The organism is Stenotrophomonas acidaminiphila, assembly GCF_001431595.1.
Classification (GTDB): domain Bacteria; phylum Pseudomonadota; class Gammaproteobacteria; order Xanthomonadales; family Xanthomonadaceae; genus Stenotrophomonas; species Stenotrophomonas acidaminiphila.
Genome location: NZ_LDJO01000037.1, coordinates 1 through 12,543, shown reverse-complemented (window position 1 = coordinate 12,543; position 12,543 = coordinate 1). Strand labels below are relative to the sequence as shown.

Below are 12,543 nucleotides of genomic sequence, written 5' to 3'. Positions count from 1 at the left end.
ACGCGATCCATCAGCCCCGGGGCCACCGGGCGCCTGATCGGCTTGAATCTGGGGGTACCTTCCGCGGCGGTTACATGCGCAACGGTTAAGATAAGGTTAACACGGTAAGCATCAAATATGACCGCAGCAAGACAGCCATCTTGCACTGCAGCAAAGGCCGTACTGGCGAATCAAAGACTTACGGAATGGACGCCAGGTAGGTAGCGACACCATCAAGCAACATTTGCACGGAAATCGCGACGAGCAGCATGCCCATCAGGCGTTCCAGCGCGGTCAGCGCCCTCGCCCCGAGCAGCTTGTAGAGCAGCGTGGCCGACATCAGGATCGCCGCCGTGGCCCCCCAGGCCAGCAGCAGCGCCAGGCTCCACTCCCCCAGCCGATCGGGCTCGTTGCTGCCCATCAGCATGACTGCCGCCATGCCCGACGGACCGGCCACCAGCGGGATCGCCATCGGCACGATGAACGGCTCGCCGTCCGGCACCGCACCCATCAGCCCTTCCGGCCGCGGGAAGATCATGCGGATGCCGATCAGGAACAGCACGATGCCGCCGGCGATCGATACCGACTCCTGGCGCAGGTGCATCAGCTCCAGCGCATACTTGCCGCCCCAAAGGAAAGCCATCAGCACCCCCAGCGCGATCAGCAGCTCGCGCACCAGGACCACGCGCTGGCGGCGGGGCGCCAGCGGCTTGAGCAGGCTGAGGAAGACCGGGATGTTGCCCAGCGGATCCAGGATCAGGAACAGCAGCAGCGCGGCGGAGAGGATGGTCACCCGCGCAGTTCCAGCACCTTGCCGCGCCAGGCCGCGCCATCGGCGGCCAGCAGCTGCACGCAGGCATCGGCGCAGACCGCCGGGTCGACCGGCTCGTAGTCGGTTTCGTGGGTGAAGGCGCGCGCCCGCAGCGGCGTGCGCATCGGCCGCGGCTGCAGCCCGCTGACCCGCACCGGACTGCTGCGCAGTTCGTGGTGCAGGGTATCGAGCAGGCCACGCAGGCCATACTGGGCCACGCCATAGCCGCCCCAGTAGGCCTGGCCGACCCGCTGCGGGTCGTCCAGCGCGAACACCACCGCCGCATCCTCGCGCTGGCGCAGCAGCGGCAGGCAGGCCTGGGTGAGCCAGGCGCGGGCGGTGAGATTGACGTGGATGGCACGGGCGAACGCCGCCGGGTCGCCCAGCGCGAAGGGCGTGAGCCCGGCGAAGTCGGCCGCACAGTGCAGCAGGCCATCGAGCCGGCCGACTTCCGACTCCAGCCGCGTGGCCAGTTCGGCATAGTCGTCCGGCGACGCACCCTCCATGTCCAGCGGATACAGCAGCGGCTCGGGACCGAGCTGCGCGGCGCTGTCGTAGACCCGGTTGAGCTTGGCGACCTTGCGCCCCAGCAGCACCACCGTGGCGCCGGCGGCCGCGCATGCCCGCGATGCCGCCGCACCCAGGCCACCGGCGGCACCGGCGACCAGCACGACGCGCCCGTCCAGGCGGGAACCCGGGGCCGGCGCGTTGCCGGCGTCGATCGATTGCGCGCTCATGCCTGCCCCGCTTCGGCGACGATGCGCTTGAGTTCGCCCGACTCCAGCAGTTCCAGGATGATGTCGCAGCCGCCGATCAGTTCGCCGTGCATGAAGAACTGCGGGAACGTCGGCCAGTTGGAATAGCGCGGCAGGTTGGCCCGCACTTCAGGCAGCTCGAGCACGTTGACGGTACGCAGGTTGACCGCGCCCGCCGCCAGCAGCGCCTGCACGGCCCGGGCGGAGAACCCGCACATCGGATACTGCGGCGTCCCCTTCATGAACAGGACGAGGGGATGCTGCTCCACCTCCGCCTGGATTTGCTCCATCACCGCCATTGCAATCTCCCAGCTGCTGCGAAGGAACGGTCCGTCCGGTCGGATAGACTCTTCCTCCGTGGCTGCCGATTGTAAGCCGAGCCAGCCGGCTCCCGGCGCCCCAGAACGAAAAGAAACGGACCATGCCCGTCGAACTGCCCGACCTGCCCTATCCCCGCGACGCCCTGCAGCCGCACCTCACGGCGGCGACGCTGGACCTGCACCACGGCCACCACCAGCGTGCCGATGTCGATGCGCTCAACGCCCGCATTGCCGGTACCGAACTGGCGGACCTGGCGCTGGAGGAGATCGTCCGTGCCAGCCAGGGCAGCCTGTTCGAAGCCGCCGCACAGGCCTGGAACCACGCCTTCTACTGGCAGTGCCTGCACCCACGTGCCGGCGGCGAGCCGCACGGCGCGCTGGCCGACCGCATCGCGCGCCAGTTCGGCGACACCCAGAAGCTGCGCGAGGAGTTCAACCGGGCCGCACTGGCCCTGTCCGGCTCGGGCTGGGCGTGGCTGGTGCAGCACCCGGATGGCCGTCTGGCCATCGTCACCACCCGCAACGCCAACACGCCACTGACCGGCGACAGCACGCCGCTGCTGGCCTGCGACCTGTGGGAACACGCCTATTACGCTGACTTCCAGGACGACCGCGGGCGCTACCTGCAGGCGTTCTGGAAACTGGTGAACTGGGATTTCGTCGGCGCCCGGCTGCGCTGAGGACGCGGACCCGGGCGGCAGGCGTGGGACCCTCCCGCCCGGCACACGCACGGCACCGCCGCGCTGCCCAGCCGCCATGACCCTTGCCGCGGGCCCAGCCGCGGGCATCCACCGCCCCCGGCACCCGCACCACGCCGGCATGGAGTGACACTGCCGCACCCGGCACGACGGCCCTCTCCCCGCAGCCCGCCCCTGCTCGGGCGCCGGTCGAAATGTGGGGGATGCAGCCATCGCAACGGGGCATCACCGCCAGCACGATCGGCGCGCGGCCTGCACGCCGCCGCCCGGCGTCATCTCGCCCGGGCATATCGGCGAAGGCCTGCCCGGTTTGCCCTGCCCCACCCAGGTTTGCGGCGGGCTTCGTTGCAGCCCGACTGGTGGCGACTGCGATTCAAGCGATCGCCACGCCTGGCGTGCAAGCACGCGCAGGAACGCGCCGCTACGCGGCTGATCCCGGGGCATTGCCGGTCCCGGGCCGGCGGCACAAGGTGGCTGGCGCGATCAGCGCTCGCGCAGCGCGCGCACCACCGGTTCCACCTGCGCCTGGCGGGCGAGCGCCTGCCCCACCCGCTCCAGCGCGTCGGCCAATGCCGCGGCATCGTCGTCGCGCAGATTGGCATGGCCCACCTTGCGGCCGTCGCGCGGTTGTTTGCCGTAGTCGTGCCAGTGGCCGGAGGGCTCGGCCAGCACCGCACGCGCATCGGGCATCCGGCCGAGCCAGTTGAGCATGCAGGCGTAGCCAAGCACGCGGGTATCGCCCAGCGGCAGCCCCAGCACCGCGCGCAGATGGTTCTCGAACTGCGAGGTCTCCGCGCCGTCGCTGGTCCAGTGGCCGGAATTGTGTACGCGCGGGGCCATTTCGTTGGCCAGCAGTTCGTCGCCGCGGCAGAACAGCTCCAGCGCGAACACGCCCACGTAGTCCAGCCGCTCGGCCACGCGACGCGCGTAACCGATGGCGGCCTCGTGCTGCGCCACGCTCGCCGGCGCCGGTGCCAGGCTCGCCGACAGCACGCCATCGACATGCCAGTTGCCGGTCAGCGGCCAGGCACGGAACTCGCCATCGCGGCCGCGCACGGCCACCACGCTGACCTCGCGGTCGAAGGCGACGAAGCCTTCAAGGATCAGGCCGGTCGCATCGACCTGGGCGCCCAGCGCCTGCCAGGCGGCGTCGATGTCAGCCTCGCCACGGATGCGGAACTGGCCCTTGCCGTCATACCCCAGCCGGCGCGTCTTGAGGATGCAGGGCATGCCGAACTCGACCGCCTTCGCCGCCAGCTCGTCGCGGCTGCGGATATCGGCGAACGGCGGCAGCGGGATGCCCAGTTCCTGGAACAGCGTCTTCTCGCTGAGCCGGTCCTGCGCCACGGCCAGCGCGGCCGGGTTGGGAAATACCGGCCTGCGCTCGGCCAGCCAGCGTGCGCTGGTGGCCGGCACGTTCTCGAAATCGAAGGTGACCACGTCCACCCGCGCGGCGAACTCGGCCAGCGCGGCGGTATCGTCGAACGCACCCACCTGCAGTGGCGCCAGCTGCCCCGCGCAGGCATCGGCCGCTGGATCGAACACCACGAAGCGCAGGCCCAGCGGGGCGCCGGCCAATACCATCATGCGGGCCAGCTGCCCGCCACCGAGGATGCCGACCGTGGTCATTGGCGCGGGTCGTCGGCGGCCATCACATCGGCGGTCTGGCGCGTACGGAACGCCTCCAGCGCCTGGCCGATGGCAGGGTGCGCCGGCGCCAGCATCGCCGCTGCGAACAGCGCCGCATTCGCGGCACCGGCAGTGCCGATGGCGAAGGTCGCCACCGGTATTCCCGCCGGCATCTGCACGATCGACAGCAGCGAATCCATGCCGTTCAGCGCCTTGGACTGCACCGGCACGCCCAGCACCGGCACCGCGGTCTTGGCCGCGATCATGCCTGGCAGGTGGGCGGCGCCGCCGGCACCGGCGATAATCGCGCGCAGCCCGCGCGGGCCGGCCTGTTCGGCATAGGTGAACAGCACGTCCGGCGTGCGGTGCGCCGAAACCACCTTCACTTCATAGGGCACGCCCAGCGCGTCGAGCTTCTGGGCCGCATGTTGCATGGTCTCCCAGTCGGACCGGGAACCCATCACGATGCCGACGAGCGGCGCGGAGGAATTGGGGGTCATTGGCCGTCACCTGCTGCAAAGACGTATTCTAGCCGTCTTCCACGCAAGACCACGACCCGATGGACCGCAAACTGCTTGACCTGCTCGTCTCGCCCGATACCCGCCAACCGCTGGCCCTGCTGGACAGCGCCGGGCTCGAAGCGCTGAACCGCGCCATCGCCGCCGGCGGCGTCGCCCGTGCCGACGGCAGCGCGCAGGCCGAACCGCTGCGCGAGGCGCTGGTCACCCGCGACCGCAAGCAGGTATTCCGGGTCGAGGACGGCATTCCGGTGCTGCTGGCCGATGAGGCCATCGTCACCGCGCAGATCGACGGCTTCCCGGGCAAGTGATGGTGCCGCAGCCGCCGGCCGCCCCGCCGCTGGAGCAGATCGAGGCCGACGTCGCCCGTGCCCTGGCCGAGGACATCGGCAGCGGTGACGTCACCGCCGCACTGCTGCCCGACACCGCCGACAGCGCCTATCTGCTGTGCAAGCAGGACGCGGTGGTCGCCGGCCGCCCCTGGTTCGACGCCACCCACCGCGCGCTCGATCCGCAGGTCAGGATCGACTGGCGGGTGCGGGAGGGCGAGCACGTCGCCGCCGGCACCGTGCTGGCCACCCTGCAGGGCCGCAGCCGCGCCCTGGTCAGCGCCGAGCGCACCTCGCTGAACTTCATGCAGACGCTGTCGGCCACCGCCACCACCACCGCGCGGTACGTCGCGGCCGTGGCCGGTACCGGGGCGCGCATCCTCGATACCCGCAAGACCCTGCCCGGCCTGCGCCTGGCGCAGAAGTACGCTGTGCGCTGCGGCGGCGGCGAGAACCACCGCCTCGGCCTGTACGACATGGTCATGCTCAAGGAAAACCACATCCGCGCCGCCGGCTCGCTGACCGCCGCGGTACGCGCCGCGCGCACGTGCCAGCCGGCGCTGCCGCTGGTGGTCGAGGTCGAGGACCTGGCGCAGCTGGAAGAAGCCCTTGCCGCCGGCTGCGACCGCATCCTGATCGACGACTTCACCCCGGCCATGCGTCGCGACGCGGTCCGCATCGCCGCACGCCAGTCGCACGGCCGGCGCATTCCGCTGGAAGTCTCCGGCAGCGTCGGCCTGGACGGGCTGCGCGCGATTGCCGAGGACGGGGTGGACTGCATTTCCATCGGCGGGCTGACCAAGCACGTGCAGGCGATCGACCTGTCGCTGAAGCTGGGTCCGCCGCCCCGCTGATTTCACGACACGGCCACGGCCGGCTCTGCGAGGCTCGCATGCACGCCCGAAGGGAACCTGCCGTGGTCCACCGCTTCCTGCTCTGCTGTGCGCTGTCGCTGCCTGCCCTGCCGGCCATGGCCGTGGAGGTCTGCGACATTCCCCCGCGCTATGGCGTGGGCGAGATCGCCAAGGCCATCGTCCGCGCCGCCTGCGGCGAACACCGCCTCTGGTACCGGCCCTTCATCGACCGCGATGGCCGCATCGCCAGCCTCGCCGTCACCGAGGCCGAGAGCGGCAGCCTGGCCGACGATGGCCTGATCGCCTGGCAGCGGGTGGCCGGCTATTGGCGCGAGAGCGGCACGCTGTCGCCGATGGGTGCCCTGCCCGGCGCCCGCAGCTGCATGGCCATGCCCGGCGAACGCACGACCGACAACGACTGCCGCGCCTTCCTGGTCGACAACCCGTGGTCGGCCGCCTTCGTTTCCTGGGTCATGGCACGCGCCGCGGTACCGGGCTTCGCCCGTTCGCCACGGCATATCGACTACATCCGTGCCGCCCGCCGCACCGGGGGCGACGGCGGGCCGTACCGGCTCACCGACCCGGCACTGGAAAAGCCGGCACCCGGCGACCTGCTGTGCTTCCTGCGCGAGCGCAGCCGGCCACTCAGCTACAGCGGCCTGGCCCAGGCCCTGGACAATGGCGGCGCCGACCGCTGGAAGTCGCACTGCGAAGTGGTCGTGGCCGCCAATGCCGGCGGCGACCAGACCCTGTACCTGATCGGCGGCAACGTCGCCAACACGGTGGTCATGCGCAAGCTGCCACTGGACCGTACCGGCCGCCTGGTCATGCCGTCGCAGGCCGATGCACCGCCGGCAGCGCTGGAAGCGGCCTGCTCGCCGGGCCGCGAAGAGACGTGCGATTTCAACCGGCAGGACTGGGCTGCGCTGCTGAAGCTGGTCGAAGCGCCGCCGGCACAGCCGCCACCGGGCACGACTGGGACACCGCGGTAGGCAGCGCGGCAGGACGCCCGATCCCTGGCCGCCTCGCCGCCGATGCGCACGCACCCGCCACCGCACCGGCGTGGTTCCGCTTTTGCGCGCGCCCGCCTAAAGTGGCGCCATGCCTACCTTGTTGATTCTGATGATCGTCGGCGCCATCGGCTATGCCTTCTGGGATGCGTCCCGGGCCGCGGCCGAGCGCGCGACCGAACTGGGCCGCAATGCCTGCCAGGCCGCGGACGTGCAATGGCTGGACCAGAGCGTGCACGCGACCGGCCTGCGCCTGTGCCGCCTGCCCAGCGGCTGGCTGGGCTTCGAGCGCAGCTTCCGTTTCGATTATTCCTACGACGGCGTCGAGCGCCACAGCGGGCGCATGGTGTTGCGCGGCAGGCAACTGGTGTCCTTCGTCGGACCGGCAACGGCGCGGGTGAGCACGCTGCAGCCACGCACCGAGGAAGCCGAAGACATCTGAGCGGCGGCCGCCGCGCCCTGGTCGCACGCACGCGCGCAAACGAAACCGCCGCCTCGCGGCGGCGGTGTTGCCTACTTCACGACCCGCAGGAACGGGCGCTTGCCCGAGGGTTGCGGTGGATCCGGCGGCGTGGGCGGCGGCGTATCGTCGTCATGCGGCTCCGGACCATCGGTGCCCGGGATGTCGTCGGGCAATGCCATGCCCTGCCCGGTTTCGCGGGCATAGACCGCCAGCACCGCGGCGATCGGCACGTTCACCGGGAAGCTGACACCGGAGAAGCGCGCGGTGAAACTCACCGCATCGTTGTCGATGTGCAGCCGCATCACCGCGCGCTCGGCGATGTTGAGCACGACCCGCTCGTCCTTGACCGCGCTGGCCGGCACCTGCACGCCCGGCACGCCGGCGTCGACCATGATGTGCGGGGTCATGCCGTTGTCGTTGATCCACTCCACCAGCGCCCTCAACAGGTAGGGACGATGGCTGCTCATGCGGAAAGATTCTTCACTCATGTGACAAGTGTACGCGGCATCGAACACCATCACCGCCAATGGGCGGTGATCGATAAGTCTGCATACAGCAGATGCGTCAGACCGGCAGGTCGCGCAGCTTCTTTTCCTGCTCGGTGAGACTGCGGATGAAGCCCGGGTTGCGGAAGATGCGGTTGCCGTAATCCTCGATCGCCTTGCCATCCTTGGGCAGCGGGATGCCGAGTGACTCGAGTCGCCAGACGATCGGCGCCATGGCGCAGTCGGCCAGGCTCATTTCCGGGTTGAGGAAGAACTTGGACGCCTTGAACAGTGGCACCGACTGCGCCACCAGTTCCTTCAGGCGCTTGCGGGCCGCCTCGGCCTGGGTCTTGTTGCCCAGCTGGATCGCCTGCACCTGCGGCACCCAGTCATGCTCGATGCGCAGCATCGCCAGGCGCAGGCGCGCCCGCGACAACGGGTCCACCGGCATCAGCGGCGGATGCGGGTAGCGCTCGTCCAGGTATTCGCTGACCACGGAGGCCGCATACAGCACCAGCTCGCGCTCGACCAGGGTCGGTACCGAGTGGTAGGGGTTGAGGTCGATGAGGTCTTCCGGCGGGTTCTGCGGATCGACCGGCACCAGATCGTAGGTGACACCCTTCGCCGCCAGCACCAGCCGCACCCGGTGGCACAGGACATCGTCATTGGCCGAGAACAACGTCAGGATATTTCGCATGCGCACACTCGCCGCCATCAAGGGCTCTCCAAGGGCCGGAATCCGCCAGCCTTACGGCGCCGCGGGCCCAGCGCCCGCGGTCCGCCACCTTCCCTGAGTGTGCAGTCAGCCGCTGCCGATGCCAAGTGCCGGGCAACTTCCCCCAGCGGCCCGGCGACCCACCCTCGCGTCAATGCACGTCCGTCCAGTACTCGTTCTTGAGCAGGTAAGCCAGGAAGGAGAGCAGCGCCAGGAACAGTATCACCCACACGCCCAGGCTCTGGCGCTTGAGCGCGGCCGGCTCGCCGGCGTACTCGAGGAAGTTGGTGATGTCGCGGACGGTCTGGTCGTATTCCTGCGGCGTCACCCGGCCCGGGCTGGTGACCACCAGCCGCTCCGGATGCCGCTCGCCGGCGGCGTCGGGCTCGCCGAACTCGGCGTGCTGCAGGCCCTGCAGCTCCCACAGCGGATTGGGCATGGAGGCGTTCGGGAACAGCTTGTTGTTCCAGCCCAGCGGCCGCGACTCGTCCAGGTAGAACGACTTGAGGTAGGTGTAGACCCAGTCGCTCTGGCGCACGCGCGCGATCAGGCTCAGGTCCGGCGGCATCTTGCCGAACCACTTTTCACCCTGCTCCTTGGTCATGGCGACGTGGATCTGCTCGCCGAACTTGGCGCCGGTGAAATTCAGGTTGTCCATCACCTGCTGCTCGGTGAGGCCGAGGTCGGATGCCATGCGCGAGTAGCGCAGGTACTTCAGCGAATGGCAGCCCGAGCAGTAGTTCATGTAGGCCTGGGCACCGCGCTGCAGCGATGCCTGGTCGGACAGGTCGTTGCCGGCCTGCTGCAGCGCTCCTTCGGTAGCGGCGAAGGTGGTGGCCGAGAACAGGAGCGCGGCAGCGGCCGTTGCCAGCAAGGCAATCCATTTCTTAGTCATGCGTCGTCACCCGCTCCGGCACCGGCTTGGTCTTGTCCAGCTTGGTCCACACTGGCATGGTCAGGAAGAAGAGGAAGTAATACGCGGTCAGGAAGCGGCCGATGATGGTCTCCACCGGGTCGGTACCCGGGCCCGCGCCGATCTTGCCCAGCCACACGAAGCTGATCGCGAAGCCGAACAGCAGCAGCTTGGACAGCAGGCCGCGGTAGCGGTAGGACTTGACCTTGGCGCGGTCCAGCCACGGCACCAGGAACAGGATCGCGATGGCGCCGAACATCACCAGCACGCCGCTGAGCTTGTGCGGGATCACCCGCAGCATCGCGTAGTAAGGCGTGTAGTACCACACCGGCTTGATGTGCGCCGGGGTCACCAGGCTGTTGGCCTCGGTGAAGTTGTCGTGCTCGAGGAACCAGCCGCCGAATGCCGGGGCGAAGAAGATGATGAAGGCGGCGATGACCATCATCGCGAACACGTAGAAGGTGTCCTTCACCGTGTAGTACGGGTGGAACGGCACGCCGTCAGCCGGGGCGGTCGGCGACCAGCGGTTGCCCTTCGGCCCCTTCTTGATCTCCACGCCGTCGGGGTTGTTGGAGCCCACCTCGTGCAGCGCGCCCAGGTGCAGCACCACCAGCAGCAGCAGCACCAGCGGCACCGCGATGACGTGCAGGGCGAAGAAGCGGTTCAAGGTGGCGTCGGACGGCAGGTAGTCGCCCATGATCCACTCGGTCAGGCCGTTGCCGATCACCGGGATGGCGCCGAACAGCGAGATGATGACCTTCGCGCCCCAGAACGACATCTGGCCCCACGGCAGCACGTAGCCCATGAAGGCTTCGGCCATCAGCGCCAGGTAGATCAGCATGCCCAGGATCCACACCAGCTCGCGCGGCTTCTTGTAGGAGCCGTACATCAGGCCGCGGAACATGTGCAGGTACACGACGATGAAGAACAGCGAGGCGCCGGTGCTGTGCATGTAGCGGATCAGCCAGCCCCACTCCACGTCGCGCATGATGTACTCGACCGAGGCGAAGGCTTCCGCCGCGCTGGTCTTGTAATGCATGGTGAGGAAGATGCCGGTGACGATCTGGTTGACCAGCACCACCATCGACAGCACGCCGAAGATGTACCAGATGTTGAAGTTCTTCGGCGCGTAGTACTCGGACATGTGCTTCCGGTACATCGGCATCAGCGCCGGGGCGCGGTCGTTGACCCAGCCCATCACGCCGTTGGCGGCGCGAACGAGGATGTTGTCAGCCATGATTACGCCGCCCCCTTGGGATCGACACCGATGACGATGGTGTTGTCGTCGGCGTAGTGATGTGGTGGCACGACCAGGTTGGTCGGTGCCGGCACGCCCTGGAACACGCGTCCGGCCATGTCGAAGCGCGACTTGTGGCAGGGGCAGAAGTAGCCGCCCTTCCATTCCGGGTCATACGGCTCGGGCTTGATTTCGGCGGCCATCTCCGGCGAGCAGCCCAGGTGGGTGCACAGGCCGACCAGCACCGAGATTTCCGGCTTGATCGAGCGCAGCTCCGGACTGGCCTTGCGCACGTAGTCCGGCTGCTGGTCCAGGTTCTCGGACTTGGGGTCGCGCAGGCGGCCATCAAGCGTCGGCAGCGCGTCGAGCACCGCCTTGGAGCGCTTGACGATCCAGATCGGCTGGCCTCGCCACTCCAGCACCAGGCGCTGCCCCTCCTGCAACGCGCTGATGTCGGCATTCACCGGTGCGCCGGCCAGCTGGGCCTTGGCACTGGGATTCCATGACTTGATGAAAGGAACTGCTGCGAAACCTGCCCCGACTGCGCCGACCACGGCGGTGGTCGCTGTCAGGAAGCGCCGGCGTCCGGCATTTACTGGATCGTTTACCCCATCGTTGGCCATCCGGCCCTCCGATATTGATTAGGTGGCTTGCGGCTGCCTGCGCCCGGTGGAACCGGACCGCTCAGAATCGAATCTCCCCCGAGTTTAGCTGAACGTTCAGCGGCCGCACAACGCGATGAAACACGAGTGCATGACTTTTGTCACGTGCTCCCGGAATTAAGCGCAAAAGTACTCATTGGCGCGAGCCCAGCTCGCCACGGTAGCGGTCGGCCAACTGCGCAACGCGCTTCACGTAGTACCGGGTTTCGCTGTAGGGGGGCACCCCGCCATGCCGGTCCACGGCGCCCTCGCCTGCGTTGTATCCGGCCGCGGCCAGCGTCAGGTCGCCGTTGAAGCGGCGCAGCAGCCACGACAGGTACTGCACCCCGCCGCGGATGTTCTGGCTGGCGTCGTAGGCGTCGCTCACGCCGAAGCGGCGCGCGGTGGCCGGCATCAGCTGCATCAGCCCCTGCGCGCCGGCGCGGCTCAGGGCGGTGGGATTGAATGCCGACTCGGCATGGATCACCGCGCGCACCACGGCCTCCTCGACCCCGAACTCACGCGCAGCGGCAGCGATCTCCGAGCTGTAGGCCTGGGTGTTGAGCCGCACCGTGCCGAAGTTCACCCCGGGGTTGGCGCCACAGGCGTAGCAGCGCTCGATGTAGCTGTAGCGGATGGTGCGCACTTCGCCCAGGCTGGCGACCTGTGCCGGCCGGGCGCTGGTGTAGTGGCGCACGCCGTCCTTCATGTAGGTATAGACCTGCCCGCTGACCACCCGTTGCGCGCGGCTGGGGCCGGGGGTGGAACGCGGCGGCGCGGTACTGGCTGCCGCCGCTGCCGCCGTCGCCGGGGCGGGAACTGGGGCAGGAGCCGGGGCGGTGGCGGCAACCGCGGTGGTCGGCCGCCGCTCGCTCGGGCGCGGCGCGGCGGACGACGGCCGGTAGCTGCCGACCACGCTGCAGCTGGCGCCACGAATGCGCTTGCTGACGTAATTGGAGACGCCGTCGGCACCGAGACACTTGTACAGGGTACCGGCACTGGCCGGCACAGCCGTCAGCGCGACGATCAATACCCCAGCGATCCCCAGTGCGGTCTTCATTGCGGGCGGAAGTGTCCCAGTTTCCCGGCCGGAATGCCAACTGCCGGCCCTGGCCGTTACGCCCCCGGCGGCAACCCCGGTACAATCGCCCCCCGCCGCGGCGCCAGCGCCGCGGCGGGGGGCGAT

At 69.0% G+C, this 12,543-nt stretch carries 16 protein-coding genes; 5 read left to right on the top strand and 11 right to left on the bottom strand.

Annotation, left to right across the window (positions count from 1 at the left end):
- Nucleotides 1-178 precede the first annotated feature (178 nt).
- From ABB33_RS12130 to grxD, 3 genes are read right to left on the bottom strand one after another with little or no spacing between them, the layout of a single operon-like run.
- Nucleotides 179-772 (bottom strand): YhgN family NAAT transporter, encoded by a 594-nt coding sequence (locus ABB33_RS12130; protein WP_054664649.1) that lies wholly within the window; start codon nucleotides 770-772, stop codon nucleotides 179-181.
- A complete protein-coding gene (locus tag ABB33_RS12125) occupies nucleotides 769-1,527 on the bottom strand; it encodes an SDR family NAD(P)-dependent oxidoreductase (protein ID WP_056932284.1) in 759 nt (252 codons plus the stop codon). Before ABB33_RS12125 ends, ABB33_RS12130 begins: the two co-directional genes overlap by 4 nt.
- Complete coding sequence (grxD, locus tag ABB33_RS12120; protein WP_054664643.1) at nucleotides 1,524-1,844, bottom strand: Grx4 family monothiol glutaredoxin; 321 nt, start codon at nucleotides 1,842-1,844, stop codon at nucleotides 1,524-1,526. The genes ABB33_RS12125 and grxD overlap by 4 nt, the downstream gene beginning before the upstream one ends.
- A gap of 122 nt (nucleotides 1,845-1,966) precedes the next feature.
- Here grxD and ABB33_RS12115 point away from each other — a divergent pair, with 122 nt between their 5' ends.
- Entirely contained in the window at nucleotides 1,967-2,545 is a 579-nt protein-coding gene (locus ABB33_RS12115) for a superoxide dismutase (protein ID WP_056932283.1), read from the top strand.
- A 501-nt stretch (nucleotides 2,546-3,046) separates the two neighbouring features.
- On the opposite strand, the gene ABB33_RS12110 is transcribed toward ABB33_RS12115, so the two are convergent.
- Nucleotides 3,047-4,192, bottom strand: coding sequence for a 5-(carboxyamino)imidazole ribonucleotide synthase (locus ABB33_RS12110; RefSeq protein WP_056932282.1), 1,146 nt, complete (start codon nucleotides 4,190-4,192; stop codon nucleotides 3,047-3,049).
- Nucleotides 4,189-4,692 (bottom strand): 5-(carboxyamino)imidazole ribonucleotide mutase, encoded by a 504-nt coding sequence (gene purE / locus ABB33_RS12105; protein ID WP_054664635.1) that lies wholly within the window; start codon nucleotides 4,690-4,692, stop codon nucleotides 4,189-4,191. Before purE ends, ABB33_RS12110 begins: the two co-directional genes overlap by 4 nt.
- 59 nt (nucleotides 4,693-4,751) lie before the next feature.
- On the opposite strand from purE, the gene ABB33_RS12100 reads away from it, so the two are divergent.
- The 4 genes from ABB33_RS12100 to ABB33_RS12085 all read left to right on the top strand — a co-directional run bounded on the left by ABB33_RS12100 (nucleotide 4,752) and on the right by ABB33_RS12085 (nucleotide 7,345).
- Nucleotides 4,752-5,021, top strand: a complete 270-nt coding sequence (locus ABB33_RS12100) for a Trm112 family protein (protein ID WP_054664632.1) — start codon at nucleotides 4,752-4,754, stop codon at nucleotides 5,019-5,021.
- Nucleotides 5,021-5,893: a carboxylating nicotinate-nucleotide diphosphorylase gene (gene nadC / locus ABB33_RS12095; protein WP_054664629.1), complete on the top strand. Its 873-nt coding sequence runs from the start codon at nucleotides 5,021-5,023 to the stop codon at nucleotides 5,891-5,893. Before ABB33_RS12100 ends, nadC begins: the two co-directional genes overlap by 1 nt.
- A gap of 116 nt (nucleotides 5,894-6,009) precedes the next feature.
- The gene (locus ABB33_RS12090) at nucleotides 6,010-6,885 is read left to right on the top strand and encodes a DUF2272 domain-containing protein (protein WP_082595087.1); all 876 of its coding nucleotides are present in this window, start codon (nucleotides 6,010-6,012) and stop codon (nucleotides 6,883-6,885) included.
- A 109-nt stretch (nucleotides 6,886-6,994) separates the two neighbouring features.
- Nucleotides 6,995-7,345 carry a DUF3301 domain-containing protein gene (locus ABB33_RS12085; protein ID WP_054664623.1) on the top strand — a complete coding sequence of 117 codons (351 nt, stop codon included), beginning with the start codon at nucleotides 6,995-6,997 and terminating at the stop codon, nucleotides 7,343-7,345.
- Between the two features lie 71 nt (nucleotides 7,346-7,416).
- Here the strand turns inward: ABB33_RS12085 and ABB33_RS12080 are convergent, their stop codons facing one another.
- From ABB33_RS12080 to ABB33_RS12055, 6 genes are all read right to left on the bottom strand, one after another.
- On the bottom strand, nucleotides 7,417-7,854 hold the full coding sequence (locus tag ABB33_RS12080) for a ClpXP protease specificity-enhancing factor (RefSeq protein WP_056932281.1): 438 nt from the start codon (nucleotides 7,852-7,854) through the stop codon (nucleotides 7,417-7,419).
- A gap of 76 nt (nucleotides 7,855-7,930) precedes the next feature.
- Nucleotides 7,931-8,566 (bottom strand): glutathione S-transferase N-terminal domain-containing protein, encoded by a 636-nt coding sequence (locus ABB33_RS12075; protein ID WP_054664619.1) that lies wholly within the window; start codon nucleotides 8,564-8,566, stop codon nucleotides 7,931-7,933.
- A gap of 151 nt (nucleotides 8,567-8,717) precedes the next feature.
- Nucleotides 8,718-9,461, bottom strand: a complete 744-nt coding sequence (locus ABB33_RS12070) for a cytochrome c1 (protein ID WP_054664616.1) — start codon at nucleotides 9,459-9,461, stop codon at nucleotides 8,718-8,720.
- Nucleotides 9,454-10,716 (bottom strand): cytochrome b, encoded by a 1,263-nt coding sequence (locus tag ABB33_RS12065; RefSeq protein WP_056932280.1) that lies wholly within the window; start codon nucleotides 10,714-10,716, stop codon nucleotides 9,454-9,456. Before ABB33_RS12065 ends, ABB33_RS12070 begins: the two co-directional genes overlap by 8 nt.
- A 2-nt stretch (nucleotides 10,717-10,718) precedes the next feature.
- Nucleotides 10,719-11,339, bottom strand: a complete 621-nt coding sequence (gene petA, locus ABB33_RS12060) for a ubiquinol-cytochrome c reductase iron-sulfur subunit (protein WP_054664611.1) — start codon at nucleotides 11,337-11,339, stop codon at nucleotides 10,719-10,721.
- A gap of 172 nt (nucleotides 11,340-11,511) precedes the next feature.
- Nucleotides 11,512-12,417 carry a lytic transglycosylase domain-containing protein gene (locus tag ABB33_RS12055; RefSeq protein ID WP_054664608.1) on the bottom strand — a complete coding sequence of 302 codons (906 nt, stop codon included), beginning with the start codon at nucleotides 12,415-12,417 and terminating at the stop codon, nucleotides 11,512-11,514.
- Nucleotides 12,418-12,543 lie beyond the last annotated feature (126 nt).

Bases quoted from the DNA above. Each gene is read 5' to 3' on its own strand.
- ABB33_RS12125 (WP_056932284.1), bottom strand. From the start codon at position 1,527: ATGAGCGCGCAATCGATCGACGCCGGCAACGCGCCGGCCCCGGGTTCC.
- grxD (WP_054664643.1), bottom strand. From the start codon at position 1,844: ATGGCGGTGATGGAGCAAATCCAGGCGGAGGTGGAGCAGCATCCCCTC.
- ABB33_RS12115 (WP_056932283.1), top strand. From the start codon at position 1,967: ATGCCCGTCGAACTGCCCGACCTGCCCTATCCCCGCGACGCCCTGCAG.
- ABB33_RS12110 (WP_056932282.1), bottom strand. From the start codon at position 4,192: ATGACCACGGTCGGCATCCTCGGTGGCGGGCAGCTGGCCCGCATGATG.
- purE (WP_054664635.1), bottom strand. From the start codon at position 4,692: ATGACCCCCAATTCCTCCGCGCCGCTCGTCGGCATCGTGATGGGTTCC.
- ABB33_RS12100 (WP_054664632.1), top strand. From the start codon at position 4,752: ATGGACCGCAAACTGCTTGACCTGCTCGTCTCGCCCGATACCCGCCAA.
- nadC (WP_054664629.1), top strand. From the start codon at position 5,021: ATGGTGCCGCAGCCGCCGGCCGCCCCGCCGCTGGAGCAGATCGAGGCC.
- ABB33_RS12090 (WP_082595087.1), top strand. From the start codon at position 6,010: ATGGCCGTGGAGGTCTGCGACATTCCCCCGCGCTATGGCGTGGGCGAG.
- ABB33_RS12085 (WP_054664623.1), top strand. From the start codon at position 6,995: ATGCCTACCTTGTTGATTCTGATGATCGTCGGCGCCATCGGCTATGCC.
- ABB33_RS12080 (WP_056932281.1), bottom strand. From the start codon at position 7,854: ATGAGTGAAGAATCTTTCCGCATGAGCAGCCATCGTCCCTACCTGTTG.
- ABB33_RS12075 (WP_054664619.1), bottom strand. From the start codon at position 8,566: ATGGCGGCGAGTGTGCGCATGCGAAATATCCTGACGTTGTTCTCGGCC.
- ABB33_RS12070 (WP_054664616.1), bottom strand. From the start codon at position 9,461: ATGACTAAGAAATGGATTGCCTTGCTGGCAACGGCCGCTGCCGCGCTC.
- ABB33_RS12065 (WP_056932280.1), bottom strand. From the start codon at position 10,716: ATGGCTGACAACATCCTCGTTCGCGCCGCCAACGGCGTGATGGGCTGG.
- petA (WP_054664611.1), bottom strand. From the start codon at position 11,339: ATGGCCAACGATGGGGTAAACGATCCAGTAAATGCCGGACGCCGGCGC.
- ABB33_RS12055 (WP_054664608.1), bottom strand. From the start codon at position 12,417: ATGAAGACCGCACTGGGGATCGCTGGGGTATTGATCGTCGCGCTGACG.